The organism is Microbacterium sp. F51-2R (genome assembly GCF_052180235.1).
Lineage (GTDB): Bacteria > Actinomycetota > Actinomycetes > Actinomycetales > Microbacteriaceae > Microbacterium.
On record NZ_CP197470.1, the window covers coordinates 2,914,226 to 2,933,299 of the forward strand.

General features: G+C 70.3%; 17 protein-coding genes. 16 read left to right on the top strand and 1 reads right to left on the bottom strand.

Features of this window, described 5'->3' with window-relative positions; translation table 11 throughout:
• Window positions 1-35: 35 nt before the first annotated feature.
• The 11 genes from ACSBPH_RS12725 (at window position 36) to ACSBPH_RS12775 (ending at window position 14,004) form a co-directional block, all read left to right on the top strand.
• A complete protein-coding gene (locus tag ACSBPH_RS12725) occupies window positions 36-1,001 on the top strand; it encodes an AAA family ATPase (protein WP_442574700.1) in 966 nt (321 codons plus the stop codon).
• A complete protein-coding gene (locus tag ACSBPH_RS12730) occupies window positions 998-2,398 on the top strand; it encodes a DUF58 domain-containing protein (protein ID WP_442574701.1) in 1,401 nt (466 codons plus the stop codon). Before ACSBPH_RS12725 ends, ACSBPH_RS12730 begins: the two co-directional genes overlap by 4 nt.
• Window positions 2,395-4,911 (top strand): transglutaminase family protein, encoded by a 2,517-nt coding sequence (locus tag ACSBPH_RS12735; protein ID WP_442574702.1) that lies wholly within the window; start codon window positions 2,395-2,397, stop codon window positions 4,909-4,911. Before ACSBPH_RS12730 ends, ACSBPH_RS12735 begins: the two co-directional genes overlap by 4 nt.
• Window positions 4,908-6,689 (top strand): DUF5684 domain-containing protein, encoded by a 1,782-nt coding sequence (locus ACSBPH_RS12740; RefSeq protein ID WP_442574703.1) that lies wholly within the window; start codon window positions 4,908-4,910, stop codon window positions 6,687-6,689. Before ACSBPH_RS12735 ends, ACSBPH_RS12740 begins: the two co-directional genes overlap by 4 nt.
• Window positions 6,686-7,453, top strand: coding sequence for a hypothetical protein (locus ACSBPH_RS12745; protein ID WP_442574704.1), 768 nt, complete (start codon window positions 6,686-6,688; stop codon window positions 7,451-7,453). The genes ACSBPH_RS12740 and ACSBPH_RS12745 overlap by 4 nt, the downstream gene beginning before the upstream one ends.
• Window positions 7,454-7,789: 336 nt before the next feature.
• On the top strand, window positions 7,790-8,158 hold the full coding sequence (gene rpsL / locus ACSBPH_RS12750; protein WP_029145644.1) for a 30S ribosomal protein S12: 369 nt from the start codon (window positions 7,790-7,792) through the stop codon (window positions 8,156-8,158).
• Between the two features lie 5 nt (window positions 8,159-8,163).
• Window positions 8,164-8,634, top strand: a complete 471-nt coding sequence (rpsG, locus tag ACSBPH_RS12755) for a 30S ribosomal protein S7 (protein ID WP_133540949.1) — start codon at window positions 8,164-8,166, stop codon at window positions 8,632-8,634.
• 102 nt (window positions 8,635-8,736) lie between these two features.
• Complete coding sequence (gene fusA, locus ACSBPH_RS12760) at window positions 8,737-10,851, top strand: elongation factor G (protein ID WP_442574705.1); 2,115 nt, start codon at window positions 8,737-8,739, stop codon at window positions 10,849-10,851.
• Between the two features lie 154 nt (window positions 10,852-11,005).
• Complete coding sequence (gene tuf / locus ACSBPH_RS12765) at window positions 11,006-12,199, top strand: elongation factor Tu (RefSeq protein ID WP_442574706.1); 1,194 nt, start codon at window positions 11,006-11,008, stop codon at window positions 12,197-12,199.
• Window positions 12,200-12,356: 157 nt separating this feature from the next.
• A complete protein-coding gene (locus tag ACSBPH_RS12770; protein ID WP_442574707.1) occupies window positions 12,357-12,575 on the top strand; it encodes a hypothetical protein in 219 nt (72 codons plus the stop codon).
• Between the two features lie 316 nt (window positions 12,576-12,891).
• Window positions 12,892-14,004 (top strand): glycosyltransferase, encoded by a 1,113-nt coding sequence (locus ACSBPH_RS12775; protein WP_442574708.1) that lies wholly within the window; start codon window positions 12,892-12,894, stop codon window positions 14,002-14,004.
• 76 nt (window positions 14,005-14,080) lie between these two features.
• Here ACSBPH_RS12775 and ACSBPH_RS12780 read toward each other — a convergent pair whose 3' ends face one another.
• Entirely contained in the window at window positions 14,081-15,628 is a 1,548-nt protein-coding gene (locus ACSBPH_RS12780) for a sugar transferase (protein WP_442574709.1), read from the bottom strand.
• 593 nt (window positions 15,629-16,221) lie between these two features.
• Between ACSBPH_RS12780 and rpsJ the strand changes: the two genes are divergently transcribed.
• Genes rpsJ through rplB form a run of 5 tightly spaced genes read left to right on the top strand, consistent with a single transcriptional unit; the run spans window position 16,222 to window position 19,064 of the window.
• Complete coding sequence (gene rpsJ / locus ACSBPH_RS12785; RefSeq protein ID WP_013584016.1) at window positions 16,222-16,530, top strand: 30S ribosomal protein S10; 309 nt, start codon at window positions 16,222-16,224, stop codon at window positions 16,528-16,530.
• Between the two features lie 8 nt (window positions 16,531-16,538).
• Entirely contained in the window at window positions 16,539-17,198 is a 660-nt protein-coding gene (gene rplC, locus ACSBPH_RS12790; RefSeq protein WP_442574710.1) for a 50S ribosomal protein L3, read from the top strand.
• 5 nt (window positions 17,199-17,203) lie between these two features.
• Window positions 17,204-17,866 (top strand): 50S ribosomal protein L4, encoded by a 663-nt coding sequence (gene rplD / locus ACSBPH_RS12795; protein WP_442574711.1) that lies wholly within the window; start codon window positions 17,204-17,206, stop codon window positions 17,864-17,866.
• Window positions 17,863-18,198 carry a 50S ribosomal protein L23 gene (gene rplW / locus ACSBPH_RS12800; protein WP_442574712.1) on the top strand — a complete coding sequence of 112 codons (336 nt, stop codon included), beginning with the start codon at window positions 17,863-17,865 and terminating at the stop codon, window positions 18,196-18,198. Before rplD ends, rplW begins: the two co-directional genes overlap by 4 nt.
• A 26-nt stretch (window positions 18,199-18,224) precedes the next feature.
• Window positions 18,225-19,064 (top strand): 50S ribosomal protein L2, encoded by an 840-nt coding sequence (gene rplB / locus ACSBPH_RS12805; RefSeq protein ID WP_442574713.1) that lies wholly within the window; start codon window positions 18,225-18,227, stop codon window positions 19,062-19,064.
• Window positions 19,065-19,074 lie beyond the last annotated feature (10 nt).

The window sequence follows — 19,074 nt, forward strand, 5'->3', positions numbered from 1 at the left end:
ACCTTCCGTTCCGAGCCCCCAGAAGGACAGCATCCATGACCCTCACGCAGGAGCAGGCGACCTGGTTCGCCCAGACGTTCTCGCAGATCGCCGACAACGTCGAGCGCGCCGTCCTTGGCAAGCGGCACGTCGTCGAGCTCGTGCTCACCGCGATGCTCAGCGACGGCCACGTCCTGCTCGAGGACGTGCCCGGGACGGGCAAGACCTCGCTCGCGCGCGCCATGGGGCAGTCCGTCAAGGGCACCAACACACGCATCCAGTTCACCCCGGACCTCCTGCCGGGCGACATCACGGGCATCACCGTGTACGACCAGAAGACGGGCCAGTTCGAGTTCCACGCCGGCCCGGTGTTCGCCAACATCGTGCTCGCCGACGAGATCAACCGCGCGAGCCCGAAGACGCAGTCCGCACTCCTCGAGGTCATGGAGGAGGGCCGCGTCACGATCGACGGCGTCTCGCGCCAGGTCGGCGTGCCCTTCCTCGTGCTCGCGACGCAGAACCCCGTCGAGCAGGCCGGCACCTACCGCCTCCCCGAGGCCCAGCTCGACCGCTTCATGATGCGCACGTCGCTCGGCTACCCCGACCACGCCTCGACGGTCCGCATCCTCGACGGAGCGGCCATCGCGACGGCCGAACTGGCGCCGATCATCACTCCGCAGGCCCTGGTCGGCATGGCCGATCTCGCCGCCGACGTGTACGTCGACGCCCTCGTGCTCGACTACATCGCGCGCCTCGTCGACGGCACCCGGTCGGCCGACGAGGTGCGGCTGGGCGTCAGCATCCGCGGCGCCCTCGCCCTCACGCGCGCCGCGCGCACGCGTGCCGCCGCGCAGGGCCGCACGTATGCGACGCCCGACGACGTCAAGTCGCTCGCGGTCGCCGTGCTCTCGCACCGCCTGATCCTCCACCCCGAGGCCGAGTTCGACGGCGTCACGCAGGAGGCCGTCATCGGGCAGGTGCTCCTCGACGTGCCGCCGCCCACGCGCCGCGAGGCCGTATGAGCACCGGCGGCTCTCGGCGGGGCGGGGTCGACACGATCGAGGCCCGTCTCACGCGGACCTCGGCGGCGACGCTGTCCTCGACGGCGGGAGCCACGACGCGCACCGTGGCGCCCGTCACGCGGGGGCGCGCCCTCGTGCGGGCGGTCGTCTGGGCGACGGATGCCTCGCGGGCCGCGGGCCGCGGCATCACGGCCGCGGCGGCCTGGTCGGCGCGCACCGTGCGCCCCGCGGGCGTGCTGATCGCCGCCGCCGCGTCGGCGGGCCTTATCCTCGGCCTCGCGTTCGGCTGGGTCGAGTGGATGGTCGCGGGCGTCATCGCGCTCGTCCTCCTCGTCATGGCCGTCCCGTTCCTCTTCGGCGCGCGGGCGTACGACGTCGATCTGACCCTCGCGCACGAGCGCGTCGTCGCAGGCCAGGGGGTCGTGGGCGAGATCGTCGTGCGCAACCACGGCAGCCGCCTCGCTCTTCCCGGCCGCATCGACATCCCCGTGGGCTCCGGCCTCGTGGAATTCGGCGTGCCGCTCCTGCTCCCCGGTCACACGATCGCGCAGCCCCTCGACATCCCCGATCTCCGTCGCGGAATCGTGCGGGTGGGACCGGCTACCACGGTCCGCAGCGACCCCATCGGACTCCTGCGCCGCGAGCACGCCTTCGACGACGTGCACGCGCTGTACGTCCACCCCCGCACGACGACGGTGCCGTCCACGAGCGCGGGGCTCATCCGAGACCTGGAGGGGTCGCCGACCCGCCGGCTCGTGGACGCCGACATGTCGTTCCACGCGATCCGCGAATACGCGCCGGGCGATTCGCGGCGGCAGATCCACTGGAAGTCGACGGCCAAGACCGGACAGCTGATGGTCCGGCAGTACGAGGAGTCGCGGCGCTCGCGCATGGCGATCGTGCTGGCCATCGCCCAGGCCGAGTACGCCGACGCCGACGAGTTCGAGCTCGCGGTCTCGTGCGCGGCATCCCTGGGCCTGCGCGCCGTGCGAGACGACCGCGATCTCGACATCGTCGCCGGCTCCGAGGTGCCGCGCGTCATCCGCGGGAGGCTGCGCGCCATCCAGCGGATCCCCGCGCCGGCCCCCCGCCCCATGCTCGACGGGTTCAGCGGCATCGGCCTGATCGAGAACACGATGCCGATCGAAGACGTCTGCCGCCTCGCCGCCGAGGCCAACGAACGCCTCTCGATCGCCTTCGTCGTCGTGGGATCGGCCGTCTCGCTCACCCGCCTGAGGCAGGCCGCCCTCGCCTTCCCGTCCGACACCGCCGTCGTCGCCGTCATCTGCGACGAGCGGGCGCACCCCCGCATGCAGCCCGTCGCGGGCCTCACGGTGCTCACTGTCGGCACGCTCGACGACCTGTCGGGCCTCCTCCTGCGCGGAGCGACGTCATGACCACGTCCGCCGCAGGCACCCCTCGCGCGCGTCGCGTACGGGCCGATTCCGCCCCGCGCATCGTCGCCGGCTCGCTCTTCGTCGCGGCGATCGTCGTCGTCTCCGCGGTCGCCGCGTGGCCGATCTACCGCTCCGCGTGGTTCCTGCTGCTCGTGACCGTCGCGGCGGTCGTCGCGGCCGGGATCGCCGGGGCGGCCCGCGTCCGGCGGTGGGACGGATGGATGACGGCGCTCGCCGTCGCCGTCGCGTTCCTCGTCATCGGGGTTCCGCTCGCGGCCCCCTCGCGGCTCGGCGGCCCGCTGGAGTGGCTGCGTGGTCTCGGCGACCTCGGCGCCGGCCTCGCTCTCGCGTGGAAAGACCTCGTGACGGTCGACCTCCCCGTGGGCACGTACCGCAACCTGCTCGTCCCCGCGCTCGTGGTCTTCCTCGTCGGGACGTGCGGGGCACTCCTGCTGTCGTGGCGCGAGGATCGCGTCGCCTACGCCGCGGCTCCCATCGGGCTCGGCATGACGGCGTTCGGGCTCTTCTTCGGCCGCACCGAGACGAGCGCTCCGCTGGGCCTCGGCCCCGTGACGCTCTACGCGCCCGTCGAGACGGCGATCGGCATCTCGGCGCTCGTCGCGACGCTCCTGTGGCTCGCGTGGCGCAATCGCGAGGAGCGCGTCCGGGCGCTCCAGCGGGCGGCGACCTCGAGCGGCGTGCGCATCTCGCGCCGTCCCACGCGCGCCGATCGCCGTCGCGGCGCGCTGGGCGCCGTCATGCTCGTCGTCGCCGTCGCAGTCGGCGCCGTCGTCGTGCCCTACGCCGCGCGCGGCGCCGATCGCGATGTGCTGCGCTCCGCGTTCGGCCCCGACATCGACCTCGCCGCCGAGGTGAGCCCCCTCTCCTCGTACCGGGCGCTCTTCGCCGACGACCGGGCCGACGAGGTGCTCTTCCGTGTGGATCCGCAGGCCGGCTCGCCCTCGCGCATCCGCCTCGCGACCCTCGACAGCTACGACGGCGAGGTGTTCCGCGCCGGCGGCTCCGACTCCGTCGACGACGCCCGGTTCGTGCGTGTGCCGTCGGCGCTCGACGCGGGCGAGGGCAAGCCGCTGCGCACGAAGATCTCGATCGAGGGCCTGCAGGGGATCTGGATGCCGACGGTCGGCCGGCTGCAGTCGGTCGACTTCGCCGGCGACCGCGCTGCGGCCCTCGCCGACAGCTTCTACTACAGCGCCGAGGCGGCCGCCGGCGTCGAGACCGCCGGGACCGGGTTCGAGCGGGGCGACTCGTACGTCATCCGCTCGGTCGAGCCACGCCTTCCCGAGCTGACGACGATCACGGCGCCGGGAGGCGTCGACTCCTCCGCCGAGGTGCCCGAGAGTCTCGCGACGTGGGTCGAGCGCCACAAGACGGGGTCGGACGGCGCGGCGCTCAAGGGCCTCGTCGAACTGCTCCGCGAGCGCGGATACCTCAGTCACGGGCTCCTCCGCGAGGGCGAGGTGCCGCTGTGGGCGTCCTCGCTCTCCGGCTACGCTCCGCAGCCGAGCGCCTCGGGTCACTCGCTCGCGCGCATCGACGCCCTGTTCACGAGGCTCCTCGAGCGCGAGACGGATCCGCGGGCCGAGGCATCCGGAAACTATGTCGCCGGCATCGGCGACGACGAGCAGTTCGCCGTCGCCGCCGCCCTCATCGCGCGCGAGCTGGGCTTTCCCTCGCGCGTGGTCGTCGGAGCGCGGCTGTCTTCGAGCGACCCCGGCGTCGCGACGTGCGACGAGGGCGTCTGCCGCGCGCAGGACATCGCGGCGTGGGCCGAAGTGCAAGATGACGCGGGGGAGTGGATCCCCGTCGACGCGTCGCCGCAGTACGCCGACACGCCGAGCCTCGAGGTGACCGAGCAGCGCGACCCCGAGAACGTCACCGAAGTGCGTCCCGACTCCGTCGAGGAGGTGCTCCCGCCCGACCCGGTGCAGGAGGACTCGGGCGCCGACGACGACGTGCAGACCGACGCCGGTGCCGACCTCGCGTGGCTCTGGCCGATCCTTCGCACTTCGGGCATCGTGGCCGCGATCCTCGCCCTCGCGCTCGGTCCGTTCATCGCGATCGTGGCAGCCAAGGCCGTCCGCCGGCGCGGTCGCCGCACGCAGGGCGCCCCCGCGGTGCGGGTCGCGGGCGGATGGGACGAATACGTGGATGCCGCGGTCGACGCGGGCCGCGGCGCACCGCGTGCGCTCACGCGCTCCGAGATCGCCGCGGCCTACGGGACGGACTCCGGCCCCCTGCTCGCCGAGCACGCCGACCGCGCCGTCTTCGCCGGCGGCACGACGACCCTCGACGAGGCTGATGAGTTCTGGAGGATCGTCGACGAGGAGCGCCGGCGACTCGCCCGCGAGAACGGGTTCTGGCGCCGGGTCCTCGCGACCGTATCGTTGAGATCGTTCATCCGTCCTCTGGCCCCGACGAAGGGGCGCAGGGAGCGCACCGCCGGAAGGGGGCAGCGCGGCGCCGCCCAGCGCGCGCACACCACGTCATGACCAACCTCGAACTGTGGAACGCGATCACGCTCGGCGTGGCCTTCGTGCTGACGGCGCTGCTCTTCTACGTGTGGACGGCGATCGCGCTGGCCGCCGTCTTCCGCAAGAGCGGCGAGGAGAGCTGGAAGGCGTGGGTGCCGATCCTCAACGTGGTCGTCCTGCTGCGCCTCGGCGGCCTCTCGGGCTGGCTCGTGCTGCTGTTCATCATCCCGATCATCGGCTGGATCGCCCTCATCATCGCCGTGTACCGCATCAACGTCGCGTTCGGCCACGGGGCGGGGATGACGGTGCTCGCGTGGTTCCTCTTCCCCGTCTGGGCGACGGTCCTGGGCTTCGGCTCCGCCCGCTGGCTCGGGCGTGAGGAGGCCGTCCGCGGGCCGCTGCGCTCGTCGTACGCCGACGCGCCGCCGTCGATGCGTCCCGCCGACGCGAACCCCGCGACGACGACCTTCGCGCCTCTCGTTCCGCCGCCGGCCTACGGCCTGCCGCCGGCGGCTGCGACCCCTCCTGCTCCGCCGTCCGCGCCGGCCTTCCCGGCTGCTGCTGCTCCGGGGCTCGCCGCGCCCGCCGCCCCTGCCCCGGCCGCCGCACCGGCACCCGTTGCCGGGTCGGCGTCGCCCGTGCCCGCCGCTCCGGCCGCAGGCTGGACGCCGCCCCCGCTCCCGCCGCACGCGGTACGCCCCGAGCCGGTCCGCTCCTCCCAACCCGCCGCCGATCTTCCCGCCGCCGACCTTCCCGGTACCGACCAGGTCGGAGCCGACCGGTCCGTCCCGGTCGACTCCACGCCCACGTTCGCCGATGCCCCCGCGCCCGCGCGGCCGGTCTTCACGGCGCCGGCTGTTCCGGCGGCGCCCGTCGCGGACGCCCCCGACGACGCCGACGACCTCGACGACGAGCCCGGGATCGCCGCGCCCGTCTCGTCGGCCCCTCGCCGCAGCAGCGCGGCGGACGCGGCGGCCGCCATGCCCGACTGGGATGACGACGACGACGCCGACGCGCCCGGCGACGAGCCCTCCTGGGACGTCGACTTCGGCGGCGCCTCGGCGACGGGCGAGGTGACGGATGCCGTGACCGGCGCCCCCGCCCCCGTGTCGGCCGCTCCGCGGCGCGCGGTGCCGCCCGCCGACGAACCCGGACCCTTCTCGGCCGCTCCGCGGCGCGCGGTGCCCGATCTCGACGACTCCACCGACGAGCCACCCGTCACGAGCGTGCCGGCCGCGGCGCCCGCCGCCGCCATGCGCGAGCCCTGGGCCCCCGCGCCCTCACCGATGCCCGGCGAGAGCGAGGCGTTCCCCGAGACGTCGGGCCCCGTCTCGGCGATCGCGGGCGCTCCCGACGCGGGCGGCCCCCGCTCGGCGCTGGCGTCGGTGTCGGCGCTGCACACGCGCCCGCACATCCCTGAGGATGACGAGTTCGACGCGACGATCGTCGCCCGGCGCAAGCGCACCGCGTGGACCCTCGTCGATCCGACGGGCACGCGCATCCCGCTGACCTCCGACGTCGTGCTGCTGGGCCGTCGCCCGTCCGCCGACCCCGGGTTCCCGGGCGCGCAGCTGGTCGCCCTCGACGACGACACCCGCACGATATCGAAGACCCACGCGCGACTGCAGCTGCGCGACGACAAGTGGTACATCACCGACCTCGCCTCGACGAACGGCGTGCTCTTCTCGACGCTCATGGGCACCGAGGTCGCGGCGACCCCCGGTGAAGAGACGGAGGCGGGGGAGAGGTTCCTCCTCGGTGACGCGGAGGTGTCGCTCAGCCGGAGCGACGCGTGAGCACCCCCCGCGACGACGAACCGGGCGCCGCCGACCCCGACCTCGACGAAGGAACCGTCCGGCTGCCGCGCGCCGCCCCCGACGATCGCACCGCGCTCTCGCCGCGCCGCGGCCGCACCGTAGAGCCCGACCTCGATGCGACGATCCCCGGCGGCTCGCCGATGCCGCGCCCCTCAGGCGGGCATCGGCCCGCGGCATCCGCCCCGCGCCCGTCCGCCGCGCCGCCGCGCGACTCCGGTCCCGGGCCTCGCCGCGCCGGGACGCCCCCGCGCTCCGACGACGATCAGCCCCTCACCGACGCGGCCGCCGATCCCGACGACGGCTCGACGATGGTCGTCCGGCGCGAGTCCCGCCGGCGCGCCGCCGCGCGTGCAGAGCGGGCGACGGATGCCGCGTCCCCCGACGCCGGGCGGCAGACCCCCGCGCCGCAGCGCGGCGCCATGCCCCCGCCACCCTCGGCCGGCCTGGCGACGGACGCAGACCTCGCCGCAACCGCCGGCCCGGCGTCCGCGTCCGCGTCCGCGCGCGCTGCGCGGGATCCCGAGCCCGCCGACGCGATCTACCGGCCCCGCGCGACCGACCCCGTCCGCGTCGAGCGTGCCCCGCGCCCGGAACGCGCCCCGCAGGAGTTCGTCGACACCGCCGCGGTGGAGGCATTCACCCGCGCCCGGCGCCGCCGCCGCCTGCTCATCGCGGCCGTCATCGCGGCGCTCGTCGTGGTGGGCGCGGTCGCGCTCCTCGCCACGCTCGCGCTGACCGGCTGACCTTGCGGGCGGCGGCGGGGCGCGGCATCCGTCCCCGTTCCCCGCGCTCCGCGCTGGTTTGACCGTCCTCCCGGATCGGGCGTATCATAGGAGGGTGTGCGCTCTCGCGCGCCGTCCGCCGTGCCTCGGCGCGGTCGCCGGCCCGAGTCCGCCGCATCTCAGGGAACGGCCTGCGAACAGGCCACCCCCACGGCATATCCACCACACAACAGCACGGCACCATCATGCCGCGCCGGCGGATCCGCGTGAGCCTCGGGCGAAACAGATCGCAAGATCGGCAGAGCCCGAGGGGAGACCACGAACGCTGTCACCGTGCAGCATCTACAAGGAGAGAACGTGCCAACCATTCAGCAGTTGGTTCGCAAGGGGCGTACGCCGAAGGTCTCGAAGACCAAGGCTCCCGCCCTGAAGTCGAACCCGCAGCAGGCGGGCGTCTGCACCCGCGTGTACACGACCACGCCCAAGAAGCCGAACTCGGCGATGCGCAAGGTCGCCCGTGTCAAGCTCCGCAACGGCACCGAGGTCACGGCCTACATCCCCGGCGAGGGCCACAACCTCCAGGAGCACTCGCTCGTGCTCGTCCGTGGCGGCCGTGTGAAGGACCTCCCGGGTGTCCGTTACAAGATCGTCCGCGGCGCGCTCGACACGCAGGCCGTGAAGAACCGCAAGCAGGCCCGTAGCCGCTACGGCGCGAAGAAGGGTTGAGTTAGATGCCTCGCAAGGGACCCGCCCCGAAGCGCCCCGTCGTCAACGACCCGGTCTACGGCGCTCCGATCGTCAGCCAGCTGGTGAACAAGATCCTCGTCGACGGCAAGAAGTCGCTCGCCGAGTCGATCGTCTACAACGCCCTCAAGGGCGTCGAGTCCAAGAACGGCCAGGACGCCGTCGCCACGCTCAAGAAGGCCCTCGACAACGTGCGCCCGACCCTCGAGGTCAAGTCGCGCCGCGTCGGCGGCTCGACCTACCAGGTGCCGGTCGAGGTCAAGCCTCACCGCGCCAACACGCTCGCCCTGCGCTGGCTCGTCAGCTACGCCAAGGGTCGTCGTGAGAAGACCATGACCGAGCGCCTCCAGAACGAGATCCTGGATGCCTCGAACGGCCTGGGTGCCGCGGTCAAGCGCCGCGAAGACACCCACAAGATGGCCGAGTCGAACCGCGCCTTCGCGCACTACCGCTGGTAACCAGCGCGGCGGCCGCGCCGGGGCATCCCCTCGGCGCGGCCGTCCCACCCGCCTGATCGTCACGAACGATCACCCGGATTCCGACAAGTAAGGAAACACCCCGTGGCACAAGAAGTGCTCACCGACCTCAACAAGGTCCGCAACATCGGCATCATGGCGCACATCGATGCCGGCAAGACGACGACGACCGAGCGCATCCTCTTCTACACGGGCGTCAACCACAAGATCGGCGAGACGCACGACGGCGCTGCCACCACCGACTGGATGGAGCAGGAGCAGGAGCGCGGCATCACGATCACGTCGGCCGCCGTCACCTGCTTCTGGGACAACAACCAGATCAACATCATCGACACCCCCGGCCACGTCGACTTCACCGTCGAGGTGGAGCGCTCGCTCCGCGTCCTCGACGGCGCGGTCGCGGTGTTCGACGGCAAGGAGGGCGTCGAGCCCCAGTCCGAGACCGTCTGGCGCCAGGCCGACAAGTACGACGTCCCCCGCATCTGCTTCGTCAACAAGATGGACAAGCTGGGCGCGGACTTCTACTTCACGGTCGACACGATCGTCAACCGCCTGAAGGCCAAGCCCCTCGTGCTCCAGCTGCCCATCGGCGTCGAGAGCGACTTCGTCGGTGTCGTCGACCTCGTCGAGATGCGCGCACTCGTGTGGCCCGGCGACGCCAAGGGCGACGTGACCATGGGCGCCAAGTACGAGGTCCAGGAGATCCCGGCCGACATGGCCGACAAGGTCGCCGAGTACCGCGAGCGCCTGCTCGAGACGGTCGCCGAGACCGACGAGCACCTGCTCGAGAAGCACTTCGGCGGCGAGGGCCTGACGGTCCAGGAGATCAAGGCTGCGATCCGCAAGCTCACGATCAACTCCGAGATCTACCCCGTCCTGTGCGGATCGGCGTTCAAGAACCGCGGCGTGCAGCCCATGCTCGACGCCGTCGTCGACTACCTCCCGTCGCCCCTCGACGTGCCCGCCATCGAGGCGCACGACCCGAAGGACGAGGAGCGCATCATCGAGCGTCACGCCGACCGCGACGAGCCGTTCGCGGCGCTCGCGTTCAAGATCGTGTCGCACCCGTTCTTCGGCCGCCTCACTTACATCCGCGTGTACTCGGGTCACCTCGACTCCGGCGCGCAGATCGTCAACGCGACCAAGGGCAAGAAGGAGCGCATCGGGAAGATCTTCCAGATGCACGCCAACAAGGAGAACCCGGTCGACTCGGTCACGGCGGGTCACATCTACGCCGTCATCGGCCTCAAGGACACCACGACGGGCGACACGCTCTCCGACGCGGCCAACCAGGTCGTGCTCGAGTCGATGACGTTCCCGGAGCCGGTCATCGAGGTCGCGATCGAGCCCAAGACCAAGGCCGACCAGGAGAAGCTGGGTGTCGCCATCCAGAAGCTCGCCGAGGAAGACCCGACGTTCCGCGTCGAGCAGAACTCCGAGACGGGCCAGACGGTCATCAAGGGCATGGGTGAGCTGCACCTCGACATCCTGGTCGACCGCATGAAGCGCGAGTTCAAGGTCGAGGCCAACATCGGAAAGCCGCAGGTGGCCTACCGCGAGACGATCAAGAAGGCCGTCGAGCGTCACGACTACACGCACAAGAAGCAGACCGGTGGCTCGGGCCAGTTCGCGAAGATCCAGTTCGCGATCGAGCCCCTCGAGGTCACGGCCGACAAGACGTACGAGTTCGAGAACAAGGTCACCGGTGGCCGCATCCCGCGCGAGTACATCGAGCCGACCAACCAGGGCTTCCAGGACGCGATGGCTGTCGGCGTGCTCGCCGGCTACCCCATGGTGGGCGTGAAGGCGACCCTCATCGACGGCGCGTCGCACGACGTCGACTCGTCCGAGATGGCGTTCAAGATCGCGGGCTCCATGGGCTTCAAGGAGGCCGTGCGCAAGGCGAACCCCGTCATCCTCGAGCCGCTCATGGCGGTCGAGGTGCGTACTCCCGAGGAGTACATGGGCGACGTCATCGGCGACCTCAACAGCCGCCGTGGCCAGATCCAGTCGATGGAGGACGCGGCGGGCGTCAAGGTCGTCCGCGCCCTGGTGCCGCTCTCCGAGATGTTCGGCTACATCGGCGACCTGCGTTCCAAGACCTCCGGCCGCGCCGTCTACTCCATGGAGTTCGACAGCTACGCCGAGGTTCCGCGCAACGTCGCGGACGAGATCGTCCAGAAGAACAAGGGCGAGTGATCGCCCCCGGGATGCCTCGGCGACGAGGCATCCCGGCTCCTACAACTTCACAGAATCAAACAGAACCCCTCTACTAAGCTAGAGAAATCCCCGTAGAGATCCGGTCGCAAACCAGCGCCCGGAATCGCTACACGACCGTCCTGAGGAGGACCCAGTGGCTAAGGCCAAGTTCGAGCGGACCAAGCCGCACGTGAACATCGGAACGATCGGTCACGTCGACCACGGCAAGACCACGCTCACCGCTGCGATCTCGAAGGTGCTCGCCGACAAGTACCCGTCGGCCACCAACGTTCAGCGCGACTTCGCGTCGATCGACTCCGCTCCCGAGGAGCGCCAGCGCGGCATCACGATCAACATCTCGCACGTCGAGTACGAGACCCCGAAGCGTCACTACGCTCACGTCGACGCCCCCGGTCACGCTGACTACATCAAGAACATGATCACGGGTGCCGCCCAGATGGACGGCGCGATCCTGGTCGTGGCCGCCACCGACGGCCCCATGGCACAGACCCGTGAGCACGTTCTGCTCGCCAAGCAGGTCGGCGTCCCCTACCTGCTCGTCGCGCTGAACAAGGCCGACATGGTCGACGACGAGGAGATCCTGGAGCTCGTCGAGCTCGAGGTCCGCGAGCTGCTCTCGTCGCAGGACTTCGACGGCGACAACGCCCCCGTCGTGCGCGTCTCGGGCCTCAAGGCTCTCGAGGGCGACGAGAAGTGGACGCAGTCGATCGTCGAGCTCATGGAGGCCGTCGACGAGTCCATCCCCGACCCGGTGCGTGACAAGGACAAGCCGTTCCTCATGCCCATCGAGGACGTCTTCACCATCACCGGCCGTGGCACGGTCGTCACGGGTCGCGCCGAGCGCGGCACGCTCGCGATCAACTCCGAGGTCGAGATCGTCGGCATCCGCCCGACGCAGAAGACCATCGTCACGGGTATCGAGATGTTCCACAAGCAGCTCGACGAGGCCTGGGCCGGCGAGAACTGTGGTCTGCTCCTTCGCGGCACCAAGCGTGACGACGTCGAGCGCGGCCAGGTCGTCGTGAAGCCCGGTTCGGTCACCCCGCACACCAACTTCGAGGGCACGGCGTACATCCTGTCCAAGGAGGAGGGCGGCCGTCACAACCCGTTCTTCACGAACTACCGCCCGCAGTTCTACTTCCGCACCACGGACGTGACCGGCGTCATCACGCTGCCCGAGGGCACCGAGATGGTCATGCCCGGTGACACCACCGACATGACGGTCGAGCTCATCCAGCCGATCGCCATGGAAGAGGGCCTCGGCTTCGCGATCCGTGAGGGTGGCCGCACCGTCGGCGCCGGCACGGTGACCAAGATCATCAAGTAAGTCCTCCGACGCGCAGTGCGCGTCTGACGACTCGAAGGCCCCTGGGACCCCGGTCCCAGGGGCCTTCGGCGTCGGCGCGGGGTTTACCTCCCTGATGCGGGCGGAGACAATGGAGGCCGCGGCGCTTCGTCGCGACTCGCAGTGAAGGGAAACCCGAATGGGCATCGACGACATCCTCAACCAGGGCAAGAAGCTCTACGGGGAGAACAAGGAGCAGGTCGACGGCTTCCTCGCGTCGGATCAGGCGGAGCAGGTCAGCGACCGGGTCTTCGACAGCGCCGCGGACCTCGCCAAGAAGATCGCTCCCGATCAGTACGACGCCACGGTCGACGAGTTCCGTGACAAGGCCGACGGCGCCGTCGGCAACGAGAAGTAGCGATGATCCGGGGGCCCGGGCAGGCGACTGCCCGGGCCTTTCGCGTGCCCGGCGAACGGGACATGCCCACAACGACATGTCGCGATCTCTTGTCCACCAATTGGTGGACAAGAGCGGGGTGTATCGGGATAGGATGAGGGAGCCCCGGCGGAGCTGCTCGAGACTCGAAGACGAGCCGGCCGGGCTGGGGCACTTGGGATCAGTGGGGACTGAATGGGTGCATATCTGGCGACGCCTTTGTCGAGGCGAGCCGCGAAACGGGGGGCGCCCGAACGCCCCTCCGCAATGACACGAAGCTGTTCGACCTGGGGGACGAATGAGCGGCGTACTCGTAACTGACTGGCTGCAGGCGAAGGGCGGGGCTGAGAACGTCTTCGAGGCGTTGACTCAGGCCTTCCCCGACGCGGATCGGCTCTGTCTCTGGAACGACAGCGACGGCCGGTTCGAGGGCGTCGCCGAGACGGTGCTCGCCGAGACGCCGTTGCGCCGCCACAAGGCCGCCGCTCTGCCCGTCATGCCCTCGGTCTGGCGCAACCTCGCGTGGAGCGACGCGGAGTGGATCCTCTGCGCGAGCCACCTGTTCGCGCACCACGCGCGCTTCGCCGGTCCTGCCCGGCATGCGCCGAAGCTCGTGTACGCCCACACTCCTGCGCGCTACCTCTGGGCGCCCGAGCTCGACCCGCGCGGCTCCGGAGCCGTCGCCCGCGCCGGTGCGGCCGTCCTGAAGCCGATCGACCGGCATCGCGCGAGCGAGGCCGTGGCGATCGCCGCGAACAGCCGCTTCGTGGCCGACCGCATCCGCGAGTCGTGGAACCGCGAGGCCGTGGTCATCCACCCTCCCGTCGACGTCTACCGCTTCGCGGGGCCGCTGCCGCTGCTGCAGGCCGCAGACCGTGCCGTGGTCAAGAAGCTCCCTCGTGACTACCTGCTCGGAGTCTCCCGCTTCGTGTCGTACAAGCGGCTCGAGCGCGTCATCGACGCGGGCGCTGCGACCGGGATGCCCGTCGTGCTCGCCGGCGGCGGTCCCGACGAGGGGGAGCTGCGTCGTTACGCACGCGCCCGCTCGGTCGAGGTGACGTTCGTCCTGCTGCCCTCGAAAGACCTCCTCGCCTGGCTCTACCGTCGTGCGTGGGCGCTCGTCTTCCCGTCGGTCGAGGACTTCGGCATCGTGCCGATCGAGGCGATGGCCTCGGGCACCCCCGTCATCACGGGTGCGGTCGGCGGTCAGTCCGAGAGCGTCGTCGACGGGGTCTCGGGGGTCATCGTGCGCGACTGGACCCGCGAGGGGCTCATCGATGCGGTCGCCCGCGTGGGGATGATCTCGCCGGCGGCCAGCATGGCCCGGGCGCTCGACTTCGACGAGAGCGTCTTCCTCAACGCCATCCGCTCGTGGATCGGCGTGACGGTCGGCATCGCCGTCGCAGCCTGAGACTTCCGGTCTCTCCCGGCGACTCCGCTGCGGCCTGGCGCGTTCCGGGCGTCGCCGACTGTCGGCGACCGGGTCGTCAGAACGCGGTGTTCTGGGGGAACAGTGCGGCGCGCACGGTCTTGAGCAGGATGACGAGGTCGCCCGCGAGGGTCCAGTTCTCGACGTACGACAGGTCGAGCCGCACCGACTCCTCCCACGAGAGCGTCGAGCGACCGCTCACCTGCCAGAGGCCCGTGATGCCGGGCTTCACCAGGAAGCGGCGATGCACGTGGTCGGCATACTGCTGCACCTCGCGGGGGAGCGGCGGGCGGGGCCCGACGACCGACATCGAGCCCGCGAGGACGTTGAACAGCTGCGGCAGCTCGTCGAGGCTGAATCGCCGCAGGAAGCGTCCGACCGAGGTGACCCGCGGATCGGCGCTCATCTTGAAGAGCACCTCGTTGCCGCGGTCGCGCTGATCGGCGAGGCCGGGGAGGAGCTCCTCGGCGTTGCTCACCATCGTGCGGAACTTCCACATCCGGAACTGCCGGCCGTTGAGACCGATCCGGGTCTGTGCGAAGAGGACTGGGCCCGAGGAGGACGACCTGATCATCAGCGAGATGACGAGCATGACGGGCGCGAGGATGACGAGGCCGACACCCGCGAGGAAGACGTCGGTGAGGCGCTTCGCGAAGCGCTGACCGCGTGTGTACTGCGGCGTCTCGACGTGGATGAGGGGGAGGCCCGCGACGGGACGCGCCTGCAGACGCGGGCCGACGACGTCGGTGATGCTGGGCGCGAGCACGAGGTGCTCGCGGCCGGCCTCGAGCTCCCACGAGATGCGCTTGACCCCTGAGGGCGGCAGTTCATCGGTGTTGGTGATCGCGACGGTGTCTGCACCCGACGCCGCGATGCCGGCGCGCACGTCGAAGATGTCGCCCACGATCGGGATGTCGCTGCCGGGCACCGAGGTACCGGGTTCGCCGCGCGGGACGCAGGCGCCGACGACGAAGTAGCCGGCGCTCCTCGTGCGGCCGAGCGCGGCGCCGATCTGGGCGACCGACGGTGCGGAGCCCACGAGGAGGACCTTCGCGCAGTACTCGCCCTTGCGGCGCTTCGCGACGAGCCACTGGCGCCACGACCAGCGCTCGAGCATGAGGGCGGCGACCCCGATGGGGAAGCTGAGGAGGAGATACCCGCGCGCGACGTCGACGCGCAGCAGGAACGCCAGGATCGCGATCATCCCGAAGAGCCGGACGCTTCCCGAGATCACGCGGATGTACTCGGTCGCCCCCGTGCCCACCGTGCGGTCGCTGCGGGAGTCGATGAGCGCGAGCGACCACATCCACACCGCGACGAGCGCCGCGGAGAAGGCCCAGTACGGGATCTCGCTGAGTCGTGAGTCCTCGCGCAGCGAGACGGAGGTGTCGACCCAGCCGAACCACACGACCTGCGTGACGAAGACGACGGCGCTGAGCACGGCGAGGTCGCTCACCAGGAGGCGGCGCGCGAACGCGCGGCGCCAGTCGAGCGCGGCCGCGGGCTGCGGAACGGCAGCCGGTCGCGCGTGAGTCGACGCGCTCCGCGCGCGCCTCCTCGGTCCTTCCGCCGGCAGCTTCGCCGCGCGGACAACATTCGATGCCACGGGTCCCCTTCTGGCGAGGTCGACGCGCGTTTCGGGTCGACCCCTCGCCCCCAGCGAGAAGTCTGCGCGTCAGAACGTCATTCTGCCACCGCAGCGGCGATTTGCACCCGCCGGTTTCCGTCGGGAACGCGCCGGGAACCGGTGACCGCGCCCCCGGAGAAGACCGTGTCTGTGAACCCGCCCTGCAATACCCCCTCGCGACACGCCCGGGTTTGCGACACGCCCGGGCTGCCCGTAGACTAGTGAGGTTCCACATTCCGGTGCCCCTTTTGGCGTGCGCCGGATCACTGCCAGGGCAGTGCATAGGAAGCGCGAAAGCGCAGGACCTAGGCCGCGGGCAGCAGAACATGCACGGAGCGAGGGCGAAGCCCGAGACGAAGTGCAGCAAATCCGACACCTTTACCACCGCGGACGCGTGCGTCCTCGTGCGGTCGAGGAAGGAGCCGGATGCCGAGGCATCCGGTTTGACAGCAGAACAGTGGTGCAGCATCGCCGGCGCGAGCCGGTGAAGTGCCCAGGCGCCTCGCGATCGCGAAGCGCCACGTGCGTCCGATGCCCTCAGAGGTAAGACGCGGAAAGAGAGTGAGCAGACAATGGCGGGACAGAAGATCCGCATTCGCCTGAAGTCGTACGATCACGCCGGCCTCGACAGCTCGGCGCGCAAGATCGTCGACACCGTGACCCGTGCCGGCGCGACCGTCGTGGGCCCCGTGCCCCTTCCGACCGAGAAGAACGTCGTGTGCGTCATCCGGTCGCCCCACAAGTACAAGGACAGCCGCGAGCACTTCGAGATGCGCACCCACAAGCGTCTGATCGACATCATCGACCCGACGCCCAAGGCCGTCGACTCGCTGATGCGCCTCGACCTGCCTGCCGACGTCAACATCGAGATCAAGCTCTGAGGTTCGACGTGGCTGACATCAACAACAAGGTTTCCAAGGGCCTGCTCGGCACCAAGCTCGGCATGACCCAGGTCTGGAACGAGAACGGCAAGCTCGTTCCCGTCACCGTCATCGAGATCGCGCCGAACGTGGTGACCCAGGTTCGCACGCCCGAGAAGGACGGATACACCGCGGTCCAGATCGGCTACGGCCAGATCGACCCCCGCAAGGTGAACAAGCCCCTCACGGCCCACTTCGAGGCCGCCGGTGTGACCCCGCGTCGTCACCTCACCGAGATCCGCACGGCGGACGCTGCTGACTACTCACTCGGTCAGGAGCTCACGGTGGACGGCGTGTTCGAGGCCGGCCAGCTGGTCGACGTCGTCGGCACCAGCAAGGGCAAGGGCACCGCGGGTGTCATGAAGCGCCACAACTTCAAGGGCGTCTCGGCATCGCACGGTGCGCACCGCAACCACCGCAAGCCCGGTTCGATCGGCGCCTCGTCGACCCCGAGCCGTGTCTTCAAGGGCATGCGCATGGCCGGCCGTATGGGTGGCGAGCGCGTGACCGTCCTCAACCTCACGGTGCACGCCGTCGACGCCGAGAAGGGTCTGCTGCTCGTCAAGGGCGCCGTCCCCGGTGCGCGTGGCCGCATCGTCTACGTCCGCAACGCAGTGAAGGGTGCCTGATCTCCATGGCTGACTCGACTCTCGCGCTCGACGTCCTGAAGGCCGACGGCAAGAAGGCCGGCTCCGTGGAGCTGCCCGCCGCTCTCTTCGACGTCAAGACGAACATCCCGCTCATCCACCAGGTCGTCGTCGCGCAGCGCGCGGCGGCTCGCCAGGGCACCCACTCGACCAAGCGTCGCGGTGAGGTCTCGGGCGCCGGCCGCAAGCCCTTCAAGCAGAAGGGCACGGGTAACGCCCGCCAGGGCTCGATCCGCGCGCCGCACATGACCGGCGGTGGAATCGTGCACGGCCCGAAGCCGCGCGACTACTCGCAGCGCACGCCCAAGAAGATGATCGCCGCGGCCCTCCTGGGCTCGCTCAGCGACCGCGCCCGTGGCGAGCGCCTCCACATCGTCGAGTCCTTCGGCATCGAGGGTGCTCCCTCGACGAAGGCCGCCGCTGCGGTCCTCACCGACCTCGGTGCGACCAAGAACGTCCTGGTCGTCATCGACCGCGACGACGACCTCAGCATCCTGAGCGTGCGCAACCTCGCGTACGTCCACGTGCTGACGTTCGACCAGCTGAACGCCTACGACGTGCTCGTCTCCGACGACATCGTCTTCACCAAGGCCGCTTACGACGCCTTCGTCGCGTCGAAGTCGGGCGCCACCGAGGAGGTCTCGGCATGACCGCCGTGAGCACCAACGGCCAGACCGGCCGTTCGGTCCCTGTCAACAAGGACCCGCGCGACATCATCCTGAAGCCTGTCGTCTCCGAGAAGAGCTACGGGCTGATCGACGAGGGCAAGTACACGTTCCTCGTCGACCCGCGCGCCTCCAAGTCCGAGATCAAGCTCGCGATCGAGAAGATCTTCGGCGTCAAGGTGGGCTCGGTCAACACGCTCAACCGCGTCGGCAAGGCCCGTCGCACCCGCTTCGGCACGGGCAAGCGCAAGGACACCAAGCGCGCCATCGTGACGCTCAAGTCGGGCACCATCGACATCTTCACGGCAGTCGGCTGACGGTCGGGAACGAGGACTAGAGAACAATGGCAATTCGCAAGTACAAGCCCACGACGCCCGGTCGCCGCGGCTCGTCGGTGGCCGACTTCGCCGAGATCACCCGATCGACGCCCGAGAAGTCGCTCCTCCGCCCGCTGTCCAAGACGGGTGGCCGCAACAACCAGGGACGCATCACCACGCGTCACATCGGTGGCGGCCACAAGCGTCAGTACCGTGTCATCGACTTCCGTCGCAATGACAAGGACGGCATCGACGCCAAGGTCGCTCACATCGAGTACGACCCCAACCGCACCGCGCGCATCGCGCTCCTGCACTACTTCGACGGCGAGAAGCGCTACATCCTCGCGCCGAACAAGCTGGCGCAGGGCGATGTCGTCGAGTCGGGTGCCGGCGCCGACATCAAGCCCGGCAACAACCTGCCGCTGCGCAACATCCCCACGGGTACGGTCGTGCACGCGATCGAGCTCCGTCCCGGCGGCGGCGCCAAGCTCGCCCGCTCGGCGGGCACCTCGGTGCGTCTCGTCGCGAAGGACGGCCCGTACGCCCAGCTGCGTCTCCCCTCGGGCGAGATCCGCAACGTCGACGCGCGCTGCCGCGCGACGATCGGCGAGGTCGGCAACGCCGAGCAGTCGAACATCAACTGGGGCAAGGCCGGCCGCAAGCGCTGGAAGGGCGTCCGCCCGACCGTCCGTGGTGTCGCGATGAACCCCGTCGACCACCCGCACGGTGGTGGTGAGGGCAAGACCTCCGGTGGACGTCACCCCGTCACTCCTTGGGGCCAGGCTGAGGGTCGCACCCGCCACGCCAACAAGGAAAGCGACAAGTACATCGTCCGTCGTCGCAACGCCGGCAAGAAGCGCAAGTAGGAGTAGAGGA

Excerpts from the sequence above, each read along its gene's own strand:
- ACSBPH_RS12775 (WP_442574708.1), top strand. The coding sequence starts at position 12,892 with ATGAGCGGCGTACTCGTAACTGACTGGCTGCAGGCGAAGGGCGGGGCT.
- rpsG (WP_133540949.1), top strand. The coding sequence starts at position 8,164 with ATGCCTCGCAAGGGACCCGCCCCGAAGCGCCCCGTCGTCAACGACCCG.
- ACSBPH_RS12725 (WP_442574700.1), top strand. The coding sequence starts at position 36 with ATGACCCTCACGCAGGAGCAGGCGACCTGGTTCGCCCAGACGTTCTCG.
- rplD (WP_442574711.1), top strand. The coding sequence starts at position 17,204 with ATGGCTGACTCGACTCTCGCGCTCGACGTCCTGAAGGCCGACGGCAAG.
- ACSBPH_RS12740 (WP_442574703.1), top strand. The coding sequence starts at position 4,908 with ATGACCAACCTCGAACTGTGGAACGCGATCACGCTCGGCGTGGCCTTC.
- rplB (WP_442574713.1), top strand. The coding sequence starts at position 18,225 with ATGGCAATTCGCAAGTACAAGCCCACGACGCCCGGTCGCCGCGGCTCG.
- ACSBPH_RS12735 (WP_442574702.1), top strand. The coding sequence starts at position 2,395 with ATGACCACGTCCGCCGCAGGCACCCCTCGCGCGCGTCGCGTACGGGCC.
- rplW (WP_442574712.1), top strand. The coding sequence starts at position 17,863 with ATGACCGCCGTGAGCACCAACGGCCAGACCGGCCGTTCGGTCCCTGTC.
- ACSBPH_RS12730 (WP_442574701.1), top strand. The coding sequence starts at position 998 with ATGAGCACCGGCGGCTCTCGGCGGGGCGGGGTCGACACGATCGAGGCC.
- ACSBPH_RS12770 (WP_442574707.1), top strand. The coding sequence starts at position 12,357 with ATGGGCATCGACGACATCCTCAACCAGGGCAAGAAGCTCTACGGGGAG.
- rpsJ (WP_013584016.1), top strand. The coding sequence starts at position 16,222 with ATGGCGGGACAGAAGATCCGCATTCGCCTGAAGTCGTACGATCACGCC.